Raw genomic sequence first — 16,368 nt, 5'->3', positions numbered from 1 at the left:
AAAGGCGAACCATTTGGTTCGCCTTTATTGTTTACTTAATATTTGATTTGCAGGGTCATATAATATCCCCGTGGGTCTGATGGTAAAATACCGGGGCCGGGGTAACCATCCGCACGGCGGGTAAAGTACTTTTCGTTAGCCAGGTTGTTGATACTGCCAGATAGGGTAAACCATTTCCAGTTATAGCTGGCACTTAGGTCCATCACTTTGTAAGCAGGTACCACGCCGTCTACTGCCCTTGGAGAGTACTCTGTATTGGTTGCATCAGAGTATTGTTTGCCTACATACGAGAACTGGTAGCTCACATCAAAGCGCTTATTGCCGAACGACAGGCCCGTGCGGAACAACACCGGTGGTACAAACTCTACCTTGTTGCCTTTTAAAACAGATTTATCCAGGCTGTTCACATACTTTGCATCTATTAGGGCAAAGTTGGTAAAAACTGATAGTTTGTATTTGCTTGTGCCTTGTGTAAATGCTTTCAGCAGATCGGCTTCCAATAAGCTTTCTAAACCTATATTGCGGCTATCGCCAATGTTTTTGCGGAAACGATAGGCAACGGTATAATCATCGCTGGCCGTAAATACAGAGCCTATACGGCGGTTATATTTTAAATAGAATACGCTTACATCGTAACGCATAAAGCTGTTGATATTACCACGCACACCGCCATCAATGGTATAACCACGCTCGTCGGTTAGGTTTGAGTCTACCCGGGCATTCTGGTTAAGCACGCGGATATCATTGAAATTTACAGAGCGATAGTTTTGCGAGATGTTGGCATATACCTCAACCCCTTTGGCCGGTTTGTAGGATGTACCTATGCCAAAGAATACGAAGGAGCGGTTGTTGACTTTGGTTTCGGGGGTTTGAATAAGGTAGTAATCCGGGTATGGGCTTGATCGTTTTGTATAGTACCCATCGGCCTTGGTTGAAATAAACTCGAACCTCGCGCCCGGCGTTACGCTCCATTTATCGGTAATCTGGAAGATATTTTCGGTAAATACGGCTACGTTTATACCCGGGAAAGTATACTGCGAACTGCTTGGGAAAGCACTGCTATACTCAAATACAGGGCCGCTGCCGGCATCTGCCGCGCCCTGGCTGCGCAGGGTTTTGCCCTTATAAACACGCACGCCTGTAAGTAACGAATTAATTTGTGTGCCACCCAATTTGTATTGATGTAACACGCGCAACTCCGTGCCATAATTATCGTAATGGTCTTTAAGCATATCGCGCGGGCCGCCATCATCATCAGTGTTAATAAAATCGAGTATGCCAAGTGCCGTACGGCCTGCATCCAAATGGTAGGTGCGCCAATTAAGTTTTGTGTTATCGCTAAATTTATAATCGAGGCTGATGCTGGCCAGGTTCCAGTTTACCTTGAACCAGTTACGGGCGCGTACAGATTGATGTGCGTCTTCTGCAAATTGCTGATCAGTTAATCCTCCCGGCAGATGCGCAAGGTAATCCATATAGGTATACTCCCCGGTTATTTTTAGCTTGTCGCTTATGGCGTAATCCAGGTGGATGTATGCGCCATGCTGGCTAAAGCGACTATTTGGTCGCCAGCCATCACCGCGTTTGTATTGGTAGTAAGCGTAATAATTTAGTTTTTTGGTAGACCCACCAATACTGTTAAAGGTATTGAAGAACCCAAACGAGCCAACGGTTTGCCTGCTGGTTATCTCAAAAGGTTTATTAGCCGGGCCCTGCTTCATTTTAAAGTTTATGAGGCCGCCAAACTGTGTACCGTACTGCAAACTTGCCGCCCCGCGGATGATCTCGATCCGGTCCACAGCTTCGGTAGTGGGGGTGTAGTAACTCTCCGGATAGCCCAACGCATCGGCACTAATGTCGTAACCGTTTTGGCGGGTATTAAAGTTGGATACCCGGCTTGGGTTTAGCCCGCGCCCGCCAATACCTAATTGCAGGCCGCCGCCATCATATTCTATAATGTTGATACCCGCCGCGCGACTATAAATTTGCCTGGTATTATTGGTAGCCAGGTTAGCATTAAGGCTACCTATATTGATCACCTCGGTTTTTTTACCGGCGTAAATAGCGGTGCCCTCTATCTGGCGCAAATTACCCGATGCCTGTTTAAAGGCGGTATCCTGCACATTAACTTCCGAAAGCTCGCGGGTATCTTCCTGTTTTACATTGACAGATAGGGTGATACTTTGGCCTTTAAGGTTAACTTTTTTGCGGTAAGTTTCGGCACCTAAATAGGTCACCAATACTTCGTAACTGCCGGGTTTTAAACTGTTAAATGCAAAGTGCCCGGCGGCATCGCTTGCAGTTTTTAAGGTATCGGGCAGTAACGTTACTGTTGCGCCTTCAATTACCTTATTGCCTGTTTTTACAGTACCGCTTATCTGCAATTGCTGCGCGAAAGCAGTGCCGGTTATCAGCACAAATACAATGGTAGATATAAAAAGTAATAGTCTATTTTTCATGATCGGTAAAGGGTAAAACCCAGTTATAATGCTGCCAGCTAAGCGGCTGTACAGCAAGGTTAACGGCAGTATCTACATACGGCCGGGAGCGTTCGCCGTTTAAGGCTACAAAACATTGGGCATAAACCGCGGGCTTTTTCAATCCGCGTTTAGCGTAAACATCAGCCAAATAATGCGCGTAACGCAGTATCATATCTGGCTGGGTGCTCATCATTTTATCTTGTAAAGGGGTTAAGAACTCACGGTTCTCTACCTCGTAAGTTTTGCCGGTTGATGGCTCTTTTACAGTGAAGAAAGTGTTGCCAGATTTTTCCATCAGCATAACCCGCCACGAGAAACGGTAACCCTCTTCGTACCAAAATAAATGGCCGGGGTAGAACAGGAACCGTACAGGCACGATGAACTGAATTAAAAAATAAATGCCTATACAAATAGCCAGTATGGGTTGCAGGATAGGGGCGTAGTTATAAATTTTAACCCCGTTACTCAGGTTGCTTTTTTGGAAACGGTTAAGCAATTTTTGGTGATAGCCCGAACTGAAGAAAGCAAAACTGCTAATGATCATCACATACGGGAACAGGCCTATCCCCGGGAAAACTATCGCGGTAGCAATATGGAAACCCAATACAAAAACATATGCCACAGGCCTTGTTTTGCAGTTGATAAGGAAGAAAGCGATGAACACATCATAAAAAGCCCCGAACCAGCTAAACAGGTAGGCTACCCATTCTTTGTACATAAAACTGCCAATTACAGGCAGATGGCTTTTTGCCGGCAGCCAGATCTTCATGGGCTGTGCTTGCAGCATCCAGTCGGGGTTTAGCTTGGCAAGGCCCGCAAAAAAGTAAACTACACCAATTTGTAGCCTAATAACACCAATAACCCACAAGGGGATATGCGTACGTTTCAAATTCGGCCAGATGCGGACATCGAGCGAAAAATACCTGTTGGCAGGCAGCCAGATGAGCAGAAAGCTAACCAGGCTAATGAAATAGTAATGGTTAAGATAGTTGGTAACATCTATCAACTCCACGTAAGTAAAGGCCACAAAAAACACAATAGCCGCCAACCTGTAAAAAAGGCCGGCAGCTATCAATAGAGTGGAAAGCGCTATCAAAGCAAACACCAGGTGCATGCCGGTATTGCCCAATGGGTGCACCCAATCAAACCCCATATAGGTGAAGTGAAATTTGGGCGTAACGTACTGCTGGGCTATCCAGCCATTCATCCAAAAACGAATGGTACCGGCAAGCATCATCAGCCCAAACAACACCCTAAAGGTTGCCAATGGGGCAATGGATACCGGCCGTTGCAGGTTTTTGAGTTGCGCTTTTAAGAATGTTTTCAATGTATGCTGTTAGTCGCCGTCGGTATCCTGGTAAGTAATGCGCACGCCTGTTGCCGATGCTACGTCTGTTTTGATCAGCGTTAGCAGGATCTGGATCTCGCGGTAAGCGGCCTCGATCTCGGTTTTATGTAACGACATGGAAGTAGCGTAAGGGTCAGGCACGGCCTTTAAAGCGTTAATGGCTTTATCAAACTGGGTCAAAACATCGCTGCTCAACTTGTCTTTTTTAAGGGCAATCAAATAATCTGACATGCCTTTGCCGCTGCCATTACCATTAAACATGGCTTTAAGGCTTATCAGGTTTTCGGTAGCAAGGGCCACAGAGATCCCCGCGTTAAAACCTTCGGAGTTATTTGGAAACAAAACACCTGCCGATTGCTTGCCAAAAGGCCAGCCAATGCGCGGCCCTTTTAGCTGGTCCATCTCAAACGCGAACTGGTTGATAAGGAAAGCGATAGGGCTGCCCGAATCTGACCGTGTGTTGGCTATAAAGCTTGCACGATAGGTGTTTTGCCAGCTGGTTAATACCGTGCCGGTAAGCGTTTTTAAACGGGCAATTACATCCTGTACATATTTTTTACGGTTAACTGCATTAGCGCTAAACTCATTTAAATGGTTAGATGAAAACAATAAATAATCTAACGCCGGGAACCCCTGTTGGCCTATAGCGCTGTTTGCGGTAAGGCTGTAAGTGCCACGGGTGATGTTACCTTCTATCGCGATAGAATCTGTAGGGAAGGTGTTGGTAAAGTTGGTGAACAATGCAGCTTCGGCAGGGCCAAACTGGTTAACCGAAACATGCTCAAATTTCAGGTAGGTATCCTTAAAAACAATCTTTAGCGCCTGTTTGTTGGCAAAGGTTGGCGCTGCCAGGAAACTGTTTGCGGCTATTTCGAACACGCCTAACTGTGTTTGTAAACTGGTGTAGGCGGGGGTGATAAGATTATCGGCATAGTTGGTTAACATCGCCGCCTTATCAAAACCGTTCTCGGCTGGGTCGGGCTTGGTTGTTGAATTGTCTGATTTTGAACAGGCTACAAATCCAATTGCAAACGCGGCTATTCCTAAAAATATCCCGGCCCTTAATCTGTTTATGATCATCATAATGGTGTTTTTTTTTATATCAGAAGCTCTTTGGTGTTTAAAACCAAAGAGCTTACTGGGTAATTTTTTATTAAAATATGGTTAATTACAAACCATAAGTTGTTTTAAGAATGGTTTGGGCTTGTACCAATTTGGTAAAGCCCGGCTCGTTGATAAGTGTGTAGAAGTTGGTTGCGAAGATGCTTTTCAACGTAGCATAATCAGCAGCGCTAAGTTTGCTTGTTGTAGCACGGAACTGTAAAGAATGAATGAAACCGAAACCTTCTGATAAAGCGTGGAACTGAGTTGCCAGGTTACCAACGTTAACCGAACGGGTTGGGATGGTTGAATACTCTAAAGCAGCAGCAGCGTTTAATTGCTCCCATTTATCAATAATGATCTTAGCCTGTGCGGCAACAACAACTTTATCATGGCCACCTAAGGCAGCACGGCCTTTCAGGAATGCATCAAAAATAGTTTTACCGGCAAGGATCTCTTTACCACGCTCCGCAAGGTAACCACCCCATAATAAAGGGCGGAGAGGATCAGTATTAACGTAAGTTACGGTTGGGTCGTAATTAACAGGTACGCCTAAGTTGCCAAAAGCTTCATCCCAGTGGCGTTGTGCCAAAGTAGTACCGTTGGTTACTGTTTTGTTATCATCGTTAGGGATGTTGGTTAAAAGCGTAACAGCTTCTTTAAAAAATAAAGCACCCATCATACCTTTAGCAACTGCCTGGTTAGATTCTAAACCGGTTGGGCCTACTAACCTTTTGGTAGTACCAACAACTATAATACCTGCAGTACCATCGGCAGCAGTAACCGTATTGCTTAAGCTGTTTGTTGCTAGTGTAGCAAAGTGGCCTCTGAAGTAAGCAGCATCAGAAGTTTTTTCGGCAAGTGTAACGCCCGATGCATTTAAAGAAGCATCAGTAGTAAACAGGTTGTTTTTATTATCGAAATAATCGTTTGCTTTTGCAGATGTGATAACCGCGTTGTTTGCAGTGCCAAGGTAGCTGTTTAATTCGGCACCCATTTTAACACGCTGGCTTGCTTTTAAAAAATCGGCGTTAGCAAAGTTGTAAGTAGTTGGTACATCATATGGGGTAACTGCTTCATCAACAGGTGCTGTAACCAAGTCATCATTTTTTGTACAGCTTGCTGTAAATAACAATGCCGCAGATAGTACGGTTAGTACGGTAAAGGATCTTTTCATTTTGCAGGATTTGAGTATTGTTTCTGGCTACAAAACTATGGGGTATGGCAAGGCGGGGCAATACCCCCTCGGGGGTAATTTATAATTAGTCTAAATAAATTTACTTAAGATAATCGGTAAATAAAACCAATTCGGAGGCGTTTTTAAAAGTGAAGCCCAATTTTTTAATGATGTTTTTACGATGTGTTTTAATGGTATGCACGCTTAAAAAAAGGCGTTCGGCAATATCTTTATTGGCTAAACCTTCGGCAATGAGATTGATTATCTCGGTTTCCCTAACAGATAAAACAGGCACGGCGTCGCCATTTTTTGTGGGGACGCTTTTACCAAAAATAGTATGCATGGTTATCTCACAATAAAACTGTTCGCCCTTTGCCGCGCTGCGGATAGCTTGTATTAATTCGTCGTGAGTACATTCTTTGCTTACATAGTTCTTAAGGCCAAGGTCGGCCAGTTCAATTATTTCGTTGCGGTTTTGTTTGTTAGAGATAAGAACAATATGGGTATGATTGAATGGAATATGGGTGTCCTGCAAAAAATTCGCTTCAAGATCGTCGCCCTGGTGATGATCGATAATAATAACATCAGGCTGGTGTTTACCTATCATCAACTCCAGTTCTTTAAAGTTTTTAGCCCTGCCAATAACCTTAAGATCTTTAACATCGGTAATTAAAGCAACAATGCCTTTGTAGGTAAGTATCTGATTATCGGCGATGAGTATCTTTAACATTATTTTTATCTAGACTTAATCCAAAGAGTGCGGCGAAAATACGACAAACGTTGCTTCAACTGAAAAAAATTATATTTCGACATGCATTTGCTATCTAATTATTTTTATTACAGGCGTTATAAAGTCGTTTTTCGGTGATAAAATAACGCAGGTGTTACCTATTCAAGTGCTATGGAATGGCTTGGGCATCGCCTGTTTACACAATGCGGATTAAGCAACTATAAGCAATTTTACATAACTGATGGTGGCAGCGTTTTGTCAGCACAATATTTTTCAATTTTCTGATTATCAGTTATTAAAGGATGTTTGATGTGTGTTCACAAGCGTGAACGTGAACATTTGGCGACTGTAACCGACAAGTTTAAGATAGATTTATTACTTTTGAAGGATAGAATAAACTAATGAAAAACGAATTATCTGGCCTGATTACATCCCTTAAAAACAATACCGCTAAGTTTACCGATGTTATCGGTTTTATCGAAACTTACTACAACCACCAGCCAACCGCCTTTAAAAATGGTGAGGCTTATAATGGAGCTACCCAAAACCAGGGAAGCGCGAAGGTTTTCACATTCGCGCAATTGAATAATTTGAACGAAGCAGATACACTTCAATTATTTGCAGAGCATTACCAGGCTGTTTTAAATACGCCCGATGCAACAGACCACCAAAACATCAGGCAGTTTATGATAAACGGTTGGAAGGGGATAACTTTTGAGGGCGAAGCATTAACCCTAAATAGCCCCATGCAAATAGAAATAAAACACACCCAACAAAACGACTCAGAAACAATTTTCGCGCTTTATGATGATGCTATTGTCTACCAGAAAAAGGTTGGTAATAACCATTGGTTGGGGTTTGAACCGGCACTGATAGCAAAAGAAATAGACGAAAATCGGCATTTTAAAATTTTAGCTGATGGTGAAATAGTCGCCACTTTTTGCATCACCCTCAGTGACCCGCTTATTTGGAAAGATTCGGCCACTACGCCTGCTATTTATATTCACCGTATAGCTAACAGCCAATCCTTCCGCGGGCATAACCTGCTTAAACATATTATTGATTGGGCACGGGAATTTGCCGGGGCCAACCATCTTTTATACATCCGTATAGATACGGGTAGCGGAAACGACAGGCTCATAAACTACTATGTAAACAGTGGTTTTACCCTTATTGGAAATACCAGTATTAATTACACCCCAGATCTTCCCGCGCATTACAAAGGAGGTATTTTTACACTGTTACAAATGCCTGTATAGTACGCCTAAACAGGCCGCCCGATAAATGAGGTTTTTTAAACTTTTTTTAAAATGGTCAATTAATTGCTATATCCATTACAGCGGCAGTTCGACAAAGAAGGTCGTCCCGTTTCCCGGTTTGCTGTCAAACCAGATTTTACCGCCATGGGCATCCACGATCTGTTTGGCGATCGCCAACCCCAGACCGAATGATTCTTCCCCGCCTGTACCGACCCTTTTTGCTTCGGTGAACATATCAAATATTTTTGACCCTATTTCCTGCGGGATCCCGATACCATGATCTTCCACGGTAATTCGTACATGGTCCGCTTCCTCCTGTAAGCTCACACGTATAATAGCCCCTGTAGGGCTGAATTTGATGGCGTTTGCAATCAGGTTGCTGACGACCCGCCATAGCTTTTCCCTGTTGACGGGTATCATAACAGCAGTTCCCTGTAAATAGATTTGCTGTCCTTTCGCTTCCGCTTTATGACGCAGCAGGTCAACGCAATAATGTAACAACTGGCCGAGGTCAACCGGTTCTTTTTTTAATTCCTCCACTTTCATATGCACCTGGAGCAGGTTGCTCACCAGTTCGAGGGAATTCTGCCCGGAGATTGTGATCAGTTCCAGCAACATTTTATCCTCTTCCGCGCGTTTCGGATCATCAAGCATCATGGATGCGATGGAAAACATGCCGCTGATGGGATTGCGCAGGTCATGAGCCACGATCTTCATCATCCGGGTATTGTCTGCCTGGCTCTGTTCAAGGGCGCTGAGCGCCTTTTGCAGCTGCTCATTCTGCGTGATGATCTCTTTGTTTTGCGCAAGGATCAGCTTATTGACCATCCGGGAGCGTTTAAGGCTCCGCCACATCAGGATGCCGCAGGCCATCACGGCAAACACGATGATACTGAGCAGGGATATTTTTTTGGTCTGGTTTTCTTTGTTGAGCAGGGCCACCTGGTATTGTTGTTCGTTACTCTTAAAGGCCGCTTCCATATCGGCGTTATCCAGCCCCTTATTGGCATCGGCCACCGAGTCGCGGAGAACATCATATTTTTGCACATAGGCATAGGCCAGGGCGGATTTCCCAGTCCGGTCATAATAAGCCCATTTGAGCCGCAACCATTTGATGCGGATATCTTCACCGCGCATGTGTTGCTCCGGCCTGTGGGCAATGATTGCTTCCAGTGCCCTCAATAGAGAGTCAGCTGCGGGATAATGCGCTGACCGGATATCAAGATCAACCAGCTTGAGCTTAGCCGTCTGTGCATCATCGACGGCATAGCCGGGCCGGTCATTGATCCGGATACTTTCCTTCAGGTATTTTTCAGCTTCCCGGTATTTATTTAATTTGACGTAAACACCGCCGAGGTTACCCAAGACCACGCCTCTGGCTGTTGCTGTAAACCGCTGCCCTTGAGTAGATACGGAAGACTGTCGATCGATCAGGTCAAGTGCGTGCCGGTAATAAGCTACCGCGCTGTCCGGCTGGTTTATACGTTCATAGCACAAGGCAATCGTATTGAGCGTGGTCTGCGGGAAATAAAAGGCATTATAGGAACCTGGACTGGCTTTGCACTGGCCATTTTCGGCCAGTGCCTGTTTTAAATAAGGCATACTTTTCCCGTATTGTCCCTGCCTAAACCTGACCAGGCCCAACTGATAGCTGAACTGGCAGTAATTGCAGTTGTCCAAGTTCTTTTTCGCGGATACCCGACCGTCATAAAAGTTTTTAAAAGCCTCGGCATATTTCTTTTCGGCCAGGAGTATATTTCCCATGGTAAAAAGTGTCCAGGCGTAGGCATAATGTTCATCAGGGGCTGTTTTTTCACCATTCAACACCAAGGCCATACTATCCGCGTAAAACCGGGCTTTATTCGGATTAAAATCATAGTTTAAATAATAATAACTTTTTTGCCGGTATTTTTTCCATAGATCTACCGGGCCCGGGTAAGGAAAAACCCGGTAAACGGAATCAAGATAAACCAGGGATCGCAGGGGATGATCGCTGTTCTGCAACTCATCGGCACGCCAAATGAGGCTGTCGGCATGAGCAGTATGATTGGGGTTTTCTTTAGGCAACTGCCTGCAGGAATCAAGGCCGATAGTCAAAATTAAACTGATCAGGAAAACTTTGTTTTTGAAAGATCGGGAGCGATTTGTGATAGGCAAACAGTACATAGCTCGTTATTAAAATTTAGGTTTTGTTCTTAAAGGTATAATTTTGTTCTTAAGGCATAAAATTTAATTTGAACTATTTGTAATCAGATGGTGATCAATGGTTTGGAGATCAGAACTAAATACATAACCCTATTCTGTAAAAGAAAAAGCCCCTTAATTTCGCAATTAAGGGGCTTTAAATATTTTTGTTAATGTAATCAGCGGAGAGCTAGGGATTCGAACCCCAGGACCTGTTACAGTCAACAGTTTTCAAGACTGCCGCAATCGACCACTCTGCCAGCTCTCCGGGGACAAAAGTACAAATCCGGGGCGAATTGCCAAACTTGATGTTAACTTTTTTTAAACTAATTGTAATGGGTTGACTGTCATTGGCTTATTTAGCCAAATTGTTGGTTTTTTTGGTTCGGAAGGCGTTAAACCTTGGTTTTTGGATGCGGATGGCGCGCTTGGAAAGGTCAACACTGGCGTTTAATTCGAACCCGATGAGCAAAATCATGGAGTTTAGGTACAGATATATCATTACTACGATGAGTGTACCAATGGCACCATAAACCGCGTTGTATGATGAAAAGTTATTGGTGTAGTAAGTAAACCCAATCGAAGTTAATATAGCCAGAGATGTTGCCAGGATAGAGCCGGGGTTGATGAACTTCCATTTGCGCTTGTTTGAAGGCCCGTAGCGGTATAATATGCAAATGGTGGTAAAGAATATCACCAGGATAATTAACCAGCGTGTGAGGGCTATAAGCCATGTCCAAAAGGCCGCTTTGCTATCCAGTTCGTGCATAATAAAATATATTACCGATTGACCGGCCGTCATGATAACTATGGCTATGAGGAGGGATATACTTATTACAATAGTAAGTAACAGCGCTACAAAGCGGCGTTTCAGCCAGGTGCGGGTCTCCAGTATTAACGACGATTTGTTAAACGCCTGCATCAGGTTGCTCACTCCGTTGGTTGCAAAGTATAATGCCGTTAAAAACCCTACAGAAAGTAATTTTCCGTTATGCCTGGAAACAATATCTACAATGGTGCTTTCAAAAACAGCATAAGCATTTGTAGGCATGATCAAAGAGAAAAGATCTAACAGGTTTTTCTGAAATCCTTTAATGGGTATATAAGCTATCAGCGTAAATAAAAAGATAATGGCAGGGAACAACGCCAGCATAAAATTATAAGCCAGGGCAGCCGCGCGGTTAGCCAGCGACGTTTTTTGTATCTCGAAGATAAAAAACACCACTACTGTGTACAAAGGCAGCGGCCTAAAGCCCGGGATGTAAACGGTTTTGGCCCAGTCGGTAAGGTATTGGTAAAATCTAAAACGCAGTAAAAATTTGTGGGCCCATTTCATTATGGCTAAAATTACTCAAAAAAAGGCTTTAGTTTTTCAATAAAATCGGCAGGGGGCAGGCAGGGGCGGTTGCTCTTCATATTAACGAAGGCCAGCAAAGTTTCCCCAAGGTGGATCAGTTCCTCACGCTCGTTAAACAGCTCGTAACGGAAATGGATCTTAACGCCGGGCATCTTATCCATAATAACGTTAATGGTGATCTCCTCGTCGTAGCGGGCGGGTTTAAGGTACTTGCATTTCAGTTCAAGTACGGGCATCATAATACCCGATGCTTCCATACCGCTGTAGGTTAGGCCAAGGCTGCGCAGCATTTCTACACGGCCCACTTCAAAAAACTCGGCGTAGTTGCCGTAATACATGTAGCCCATCTGGTCGGTTTCGCCGTAGCGCACTCTCAATTTGGTAGCGTTCTGAAACATTAGCGCTTTATATTCCTGTCGTTAAGGGCTTGCTGAAATGCTTTGGCATTAACTCTGTGTTCAGCCTCGTTAGTGGCAAAAGCATGGTTGCCGCTAAAATCCGCCTTAGCGCACATATATAGGTAGTTGTTTTTCTTATAATCAAGCACCGCATTAATGGCGTTTACCGATGGCATCATGATAGGGCCGGGGGGCAAACCTTTATAAAAGTAAGTATTGTATGGCGAATTAGTAATTAAGTCGCGATTAAGCACGCGTTTAATGGTAAAATCATTCAAAGCGAAGATAACGGTAGGATCGGACTGTAGCTTCATGCCTTTGTTAAGACGGTTAAGGTAAAGGCCTGCAATGGTGGGCATTTCATCGTCATGCAAAGCTTCGGCATCAACTATTGATGCTAAAACAGAAACTTCCTGGGGTGTAAGTTTTAAGGTTTCGGCTTTTTGCTTCCGCTCGGGCGTCCAAAACTTTTGGTAGTTGGCATACATTCTCGTAAATAGTTTTTCTGCCGATGTATTCCAGTATAGCTGGTAAGAATTGGGTATAAAAACGGTATAAATATTACCGGTAGTAAAACCGTATTGCTGGGCAAACTTGGAAGAATCTAATAGGCGCAATACCGAAACCGAATCGGCCTCGATCTTTTTGGAAACAAAACCCGCGAACTGGTTCTTCAGCCTGATGTTATGGAAGGCAAATGTAACCGGCTCCTGGTTGCCCGATTTTAGCATGTTGATAAAATTGCGGTTACTCATGCCGCTTTTTAGGCGGTACTTACCCGGTTTTACCTTTACAAACTTCATGCTTTGAGCCGATTGCAGGAACGAAGTAGTGTCTTTAACGATGCCCTGCTGGGTTATCGACTTGTAAACGTCATCAAGCGTAGCACCTGTTTTAATGTAAAGGTATTCCTGCTTATCGGTAACGTTTGGCCCAAAAAAGCGCAGGTAATAAAATATACCTGTACCGGCTAATGATAATAGGATGATGACCACCAGCGCTATCCAAAATTTTTTCATGCTATGTTTAGGAAGATGTATTGTTAATATTTAGTTTTAAGCCTCACCTAATTCCTCTTTTCAGAACCCTCTACTTCGGAGAGGGCAGGGTGAGGCTAAGTAGTATTGTTAATATTTAGTTTTTGCAGGGCTTTAAGGCCGCCTTTAAGGTTTAATACATTCGTGAAACCGCTTTCGGTTAAAATAGCCTGTGCCGTTTCACTCCTGATACCTGCACTGCAAATAACGATTATCTTGTCGGTTTTGTTGTAATCAATGTTTTTGATGTGCTGTTTTAGTTTCCCTACCGGGATGTTTTGCCCGCCAATGTTATAGGTATGGTATTCAATAACCTCCCTAACATCAAGCAGGTTTAAAGTTTCGCCTGCCTGCAAACGTTGCTGTAACTGGGCTGCATTAATTTGTTGGGGCATTATCTGCTTTACCTTGCGATACCGTTAAATTAATACGTGTGCCAATACTCGTTTTGCTCAGCGAATCGCTCCGCATTGGCGATTGCGAAACCACAATTACATTGGTAGAGTCGCTTATAGATCCCTCGTAGGTAATGTTGCCCACAGTTAAGCCGGCGCCTTTTATCGAAAACTTGGCCGCATCAAGGTCAAGGTTTATTAACTCCGGTATCTCCACCTCACTTGCGCCTTCGCCATTACCCAATACCAGGTCCAGCTTAGAGCCTTTTGGTAGTTTGGTGCCCGGTTTTATGATCTGGCCGCCAAAGCGCACTTCAAGCACGCGGTCGCGGGCGATGTCCGAACGGTAGGTAGTATCACCAACTTTTAAACCGTAGTTTGATAATACAGCCACCGCTTCGCGGTAAATGCTTTGCTCGGTAGTAAGGTCGGGCAGGGATACGTTTGGCGCCAATTGGGTAACCATGGTAAGGTATATGGTACGGTTCTCTTTAACATTGGTGCCGGCATCCGGGTCTTGCTCCACAATGGTACCGGGTGCCTGGTCGGGCACGTAAACCGAATCTATTTTAAAGTTGAAACCCTGCTCTTTAAGCAGTTCCATAGCTCTGTCAACATTAAGGCCTTTAAGTTTTGGAACAGGGATTCCCTGCCCGTGGCGGGTGTACGAGCTAAGGCTGAAAAAAGCTATCAAAACAATGCTGATAACCGTGGCTATAACCAATAATATAGTGTTTCTGAATTGCCTGGTTTTTAAATAAGCCCAAAAATTACTCATGTTTTTGCGTAGGAAAAATAAATCAAACATAGGGATTTGATTTTGGATTTCGAATTTAAGATTTGGGATTTGCGAAGGAAGAGATTTGATTTATGACTTTAAACTATCTCTACTCTCCAGTCACTGATCACTAATATTGGCCTTTGTTTTAATATGAGCAAAATCCTCCTGTTTAGTAAAATATTCGAGCCCTAAGATCAACAGGGTAGAATTTGCGAAATTTACTTTTTGCATGATGGGCAGTAAACGCCAATCGCTAATGCCCCATAAGTAAACACTATAATAAAACACTAAAAGGCTAATGATGCAAAAGAACTTAAATAAATGAAGCTTTGTTTTTAGGATAAAAACTGTGATGATAACTATGCATGTCCAGAATACGGAAGTTGATACAATCAGCATCACATCATGTAAAGCCGTTACAGTTAAAAACGTGAAAAAGATATTGGCTATGCCACCGTACTTGAGGATAATTGCGGCATTCGTATCGGGTATCTTTTCGACATATTGATGAAAAAGATGGCGTAGGTAACTGGCAGAACTATCATCCCTAAGCACGCCCAAACTCTTGAAGGGTTTTCGGCACCATTAAGCGCTCGCGTTCCAAACAGGTTGCTCATGAAGTTTTTAGTCCAATCATATCCAGCAGCATATTCATTAAGCATGTTGCCACCGGGGTAAACAGCTATAGCTATCAGTATTAAGATCAATGAAATTACTATCCCTATTAAAACCGAATATTTCCTGATCATTGCCGAATGTTTAGGTTTAAACTGCAAATGAGATTAAATTTGTGGATTATTGTTACAAATCAGTTCGCGTCTCCAGTCAAATTTTCCGCGTATTGCCTAAAATCACATCCAATCTCCACATTCAAAATCAAAAACTATCTTTGGCTATCATGAAAACCATAAACGTAGCCCTTTTGGCCGGTGGCTTTACCGGCGAGTACGAAGTATCTATTAACAGCGCCAAAAACATAGCCGCCAGTTTGGATGCCAGTAAATACAAGGTTTATACCATATTGATAAACCGCCACAACTGGGTTTACGAAGCCGATGGTAAAGCCATTGATATTGATAAAAACGATTTTAGCCTAACCCTTAATGATGAAAAGATAACATTCGATTTCGCGTTCATTACCGTGCATGGCACCCCCGGCGAGGACGGCAAATTGCAAAGCTATTTCGACCTGGTGGGCATCCCGTACAATACTTGCGATGCTACCACATCGGCCATTACCATGAACAAAGCTTACACCAAGGTTATTGTGAATGGTATCCACGGGCTGCACGCTGCAAAGTCCATCCAACTGCACCAGCACGACGATCATGATACGGCTACTATCGCATCTGCGCTAAAATTTCCGCTTTTTATTAAGCCAAACAATGGAGGCAGCAGCGTAGGCATGAGCAAGGTTTACAACGTTGGCGGCCTGCACGAGGCGATAGAAAAGGCGTTTAAAGAAGATAGCCAGATCCTGATAGAAGAGTTCATCAAAGGGCGCGAATTTAGTATAGGCATTGCCCGGCTAAATGGCAAAATTGTAGTGCTTCCTGCTACAGAGATCATTAGCTCTAAGGACTTCTTTGATTACGAAGCCAAATACACCCCCGGCGTTTCCGAAGAAATTACTCCCGCCGACCTGCCCGAAGCTAAAAACCACGAGATAGCCGAGATTGTAACCCAGGTTTACCTGCGCCTTAATTGCCGCGGTATGGTACGTGTAGATTTTATTTTGCTGGAAGGCACACAGGAGTTCTATTTCATCGAGATCAACACTACCCCGGGCCAAAGCGCCAATAGCCTGATTCCACAGCAGGTGCGGGCGGCGGGCATGAGCGTTACCGATTTTTATGGTACGTTGATAGAAGGTACAAGGTAAAAATTTGTCTTTTCCGAGATAGTTTTTAGGCGATTTAAATCCGCTTTTTGGTGATTTTTTTGGGTATATATATATATGGACGTTTTAAGGGCTGTTTTAGATCGATTTTATGATGTTCGGATAGGCGTTTTTAAGTCTTATTGAAGCTTTTTTATCCATTTTTTGGCGACTTTTTGCCTTTTAAAGTCGTTTTGAAGGCGTTATTTGGTGATTGGAGGTCGGTTTTAGGTCATATTTAT

At 43.7% G+C, this 16,368-nt stretch carries 14 protein-coding genes and 1 tRNA gene; 2 read left to right on the top strand and 13 right to left on the bottom strand.

The genetic code is table 11. The features are described from left to right. Nucleotides 1–35: 35 nt before the first annotated feature. The 5 genes from RHM67_RS14895 to RHM67_RS14875 all read right to left on the bottom strand — a co-directional run bounded on the left by RHM67_RS14895 (nt 36) and on the right by RHM67_RS14875 (nt 6,836). A complete protein-coding gene (locus RHM67_RS14895) occupies nt 36–2,459 on the bottom strand; it encodes a TonB-dependent receptor domain-containing protein (RefSeq protein ID WP_322227624.1) in 2,424 nt (807 codons plus the stop codon). Next, a complete protein-coding gene (locus RHM67_RS14890; RefSeq protein WP_322227623.1) occupies nt 2,449–3,807 on the bottom strand; it encodes an HTTM domain-containing protein in 1,359 nt (452 codons plus the stop codon). Before RHM67_RS14890 ends, RHM67_RS14895 begins: the two co-directional genes overlap by 11 nt. 9 nt (nt 3,808–3,816) lie before the next feature. Next, entirely contained in the window at nt 3,817–4,911 is a 1,095-nt protein-coding gene (locus RHM67_RS14885; protein ID WP_322227620.1) for an imelysin family protein, read from the bottom strand. Nucleotides 4,912–4,996: 85 nt separating this feature from the next. Further along, nucleotides 4,997–6,106, bottom strand: a complete 1,110-nt coding sequence (locus RHM67_RS14880; protein ID WP_322227619.1) for a DUF4856 domain-containing protein — start codon at nt 6,104–6,106, stop codon at nt 4,997–4,999. A gap of 100 nt (nt 6,107–6,206) precedes the next feature. Further along, complete coding sequence (locus RHM67_RS14875) at nt 6,207–6,836, bottom strand: response regulator transcription factor (protein ID WP_322227618.1); 630 nt, start codon at nt 6,834–6,836, stop codon at nt 6,207–6,209. Between the two features lie 401 nt (nt 6,837–7,237). Here RHM67_RS14875 and RHM67_RS14870 point away from each other — a divergent pair, with 401 nt between their 5' ends. Further along, nucleotides 7,238–8,095, top strand: a complete 858-nt coding sequence (locus RHM67_RS14870; protein WP_322227617.1) for a HopJ type III effector protein — start codon at nt 7,238–7,240, stop codon at nt 8,093–8,095. Nucleotides 8,096–8,170: 75 nt separating this feature from the next. Here RHM67_RS14870 and RHM67_RS14865 read toward each other — a convergent pair whose 3' ends face one another. The 8 genes from RHM67_RS14865 to RHM67_RS14830 all read right to left on the bottom strand — a co-directional run bounded on the left by RHM67_RS14865 (nt 8,171) and on the right by RHM67_RS14830 (nt 14,996). After that, on the bottom strand, nt 8,171–10,192 hold the full coding sequence (locus tag RHM67_RS14865) for a tetratricopeptide repeat-containing sensor histidine kinase (RefSeq protein ID WP_322227616.1): 2,022 nt from the start codon (nt 10,190–10,192) through the stop codon (nt 8,171–8,173). A gap of 270 nt (nt 10,193–10,462) precedes the next feature. Beyond that, nucleotides 10,463–10,547: transfer RNA gene (locus RHM67_RS14860), tRNA-Ser, on the bottom strand. An 87-nt stretch (nt 10,548–10,634) separates the two neighbouring features. Then, nucleotides 10,635–11,615, bottom strand: a complete 981-nt coding sequence (locus RHM67_RS14855) for a YihY/virulence factor BrkB family protein (RefSeq protein WP_322227615.1) — start codon at nt 11,613–11,615, stop codon at nt 10,635–10,637. 11 nt (nt 11,616–11,626) lie between these two features. Beyond that, entirely contained in the window at nt 11,627–12,034 is a 408-nt protein-coding gene (locus tag RHM67_RS14850) for a thioesterase family protein (RefSeq protein ID WP_322227614.1), read from the bottom strand. Continuing rightward, the gene (mltG, locus tag RHM67_RS14845; RefSeq protein ID WP_322227613.1) at nt 12,034–13,053 is read right to left on the bottom strand and encodes an endolytic transglycosylase MltG; all 1,020 of its coding nucleotides are present in this window, start codon (nt 13,051–13,053) and stop codon (nt 12,034–12,036) included. Before mltG ends, RHM67_RS14850 begins: the two co-directional genes overlap by 1 nt. A 95-nt stretch (nt 13,054–13,148) precedes the next feature. Next, on the bottom strand, nt 13,149–13,466 hold the full coding sequence (locus RHM67_RS14840) for a rhodanese-like domain-containing protein (protein ID WP_322227612.1): 318 nt from the start codon (nt 13,464–13,466) through the stop codon (nt 13,149–13,151). After that, nucleotides 13,450–14,274: a PASTA domain-containing protein gene (locus tag RHM67_RS14835; protein WP_322227611.1), complete on the bottom strand. Its 825-nt coding sequence runs from the start codon at nt 14,272–14,274 to the stop codon at nt 13,450–13,452. The genes RHM67_RS14840 and RHM67_RS14835 overlap by 17 nt, the downstream gene beginning before the upstream one ends. 419 nt (nt 14,275–14,693) lie before the next feature. Next, a complete protein-coding gene (locus RHM67_RS14830) occupies nt 14,694–14,996 on the bottom strand; it encodes a hypothetical protein (protein ID WP_322227610.1) in 303 nt (100 codons plus the stop codon). 149 nt (nt 14,997–15,145) lie between these two features. Between RHM67_RS14830 and RHM67_RS14825 the strand changes: the two genes are divergently transcribed. Next, on the top strand, nt 15,146–16,129 hold the full coding sequence (locus RHM67_RS14825; RefSeq protein ID WP_322227609.1) for a D-alanine--D-alanine ligase: 984 nt from the start codon (nt 15,146–15,148) through the stop codon (nt 16,127–16,129). Nucleotides 16,130–16,368: the final 239 nt, after the last annotated feature.

The organism is Mucilaginibacter sp. 5C4 (assembly GCF_034345625.1).
Taxonomy (GTDB): Bacteria; Bacteroidota; Bacteroidia; order Sphingobacteriales; family Sphingobacteriaceae; genus Mucilaginibacter; species Mucilaginibacter aurantiaciroseus.
Note: the sequence above shows the minus strand (reverse complement) of the source record. Positions and strands in the feature narration are given on the sequence as shown.

What these genes read in the sequence shown, in the direction of transcription:
- RHM67_RS14830 (WP_322227610.1), bottom strand. Translation starts at nt 14,996, where the DNA reads ATGATCAGGAAATATTCGGTTTTAATAGGGATAGTAATTTCATTGATC.
- RHM67_RS14875 (WP_322227618.1), bottom strand. Translation starts at nt 6,836, where the DNA reads ATGTTAAAGATACTCATCGCCGATAATCAGATACTTACCTACAAAGGC.
- RHM67_RS14895 (WP_322227624.1), bottom strand. Translation starts at nt 2,459, where the DNA reads ATGAAAAATAGACTATTACTTTTTATATCTACCATTGTATTTGTGCTG.
- RHM67_RS14885 (WP_322227620.1), bottom strand. Translation starts at nt 4,911, where the DNA reads ATGATGATCATAAACAGATTAAGGGCCGGGATATTTTTAGGAATAGCC.
- RHM67_RS14840 (WP_322227612.1), bottom strand. Translation starts at nt 13,466, where the DNA reads ATGCCCCAACAAATTAATGCAGCCCAGTTACAGCAACGTTTGCAGGCA.
- RHM67_RS14850 (WP_322227614.1), bottom strand. Translation starts at nt 12,034, where the DNA reads ATGTTTCAGAACGCTACCAAATTGAGAGTGCGCTACGGCGAAACCGAC.
- RHM67_RS14880 (WP_322227619.1), bottom strand. Translation starts at nt 6,106, where the DNA reads ATGAAAAGATCCTTTACCGTACTAACCGTACTATCTGCGGCATTGTTA.
- RHM67_RS14835 (WP_322227611.1), bottom strand. Translation starts at nt 14,274, where the DNA reads ATGTTTGATTTATTTTTCCTACGCAAAAACATGAGTAATTTTTGGGCT.
- RHM67_RS14855 (WP_322227615.1), bottom strand. Translation starts at nt 11,615, where the DNA reads ATGAAATGGGCCCACAAATTTTTACTGCGTTTTAGATTTTACCAATAC.
- mltG (WP_322227613.1), bottom strand. Translation starts at nt 13,053, where the DNA reads ATGAAAAAATTTTGGATAGCGCTGGTGGTCATCATCCTATTATCATTA.
- RHM67_RS14870 (WP_322227617.1), top strand. Translation starts at nt 7,238, where the DNA reads ATGAAAAACGAATTATCTGGCCTGATTACATCCCTTAAAAACAATACC.
- RHM67_RS14825 (WP_322227609.1), top strand. Translation starts at nt 15,146, where the DNA reads ATGAAAACCATAAACGTAGCCCTTTTGGCCGGTGGCTTTACCGGCGAG.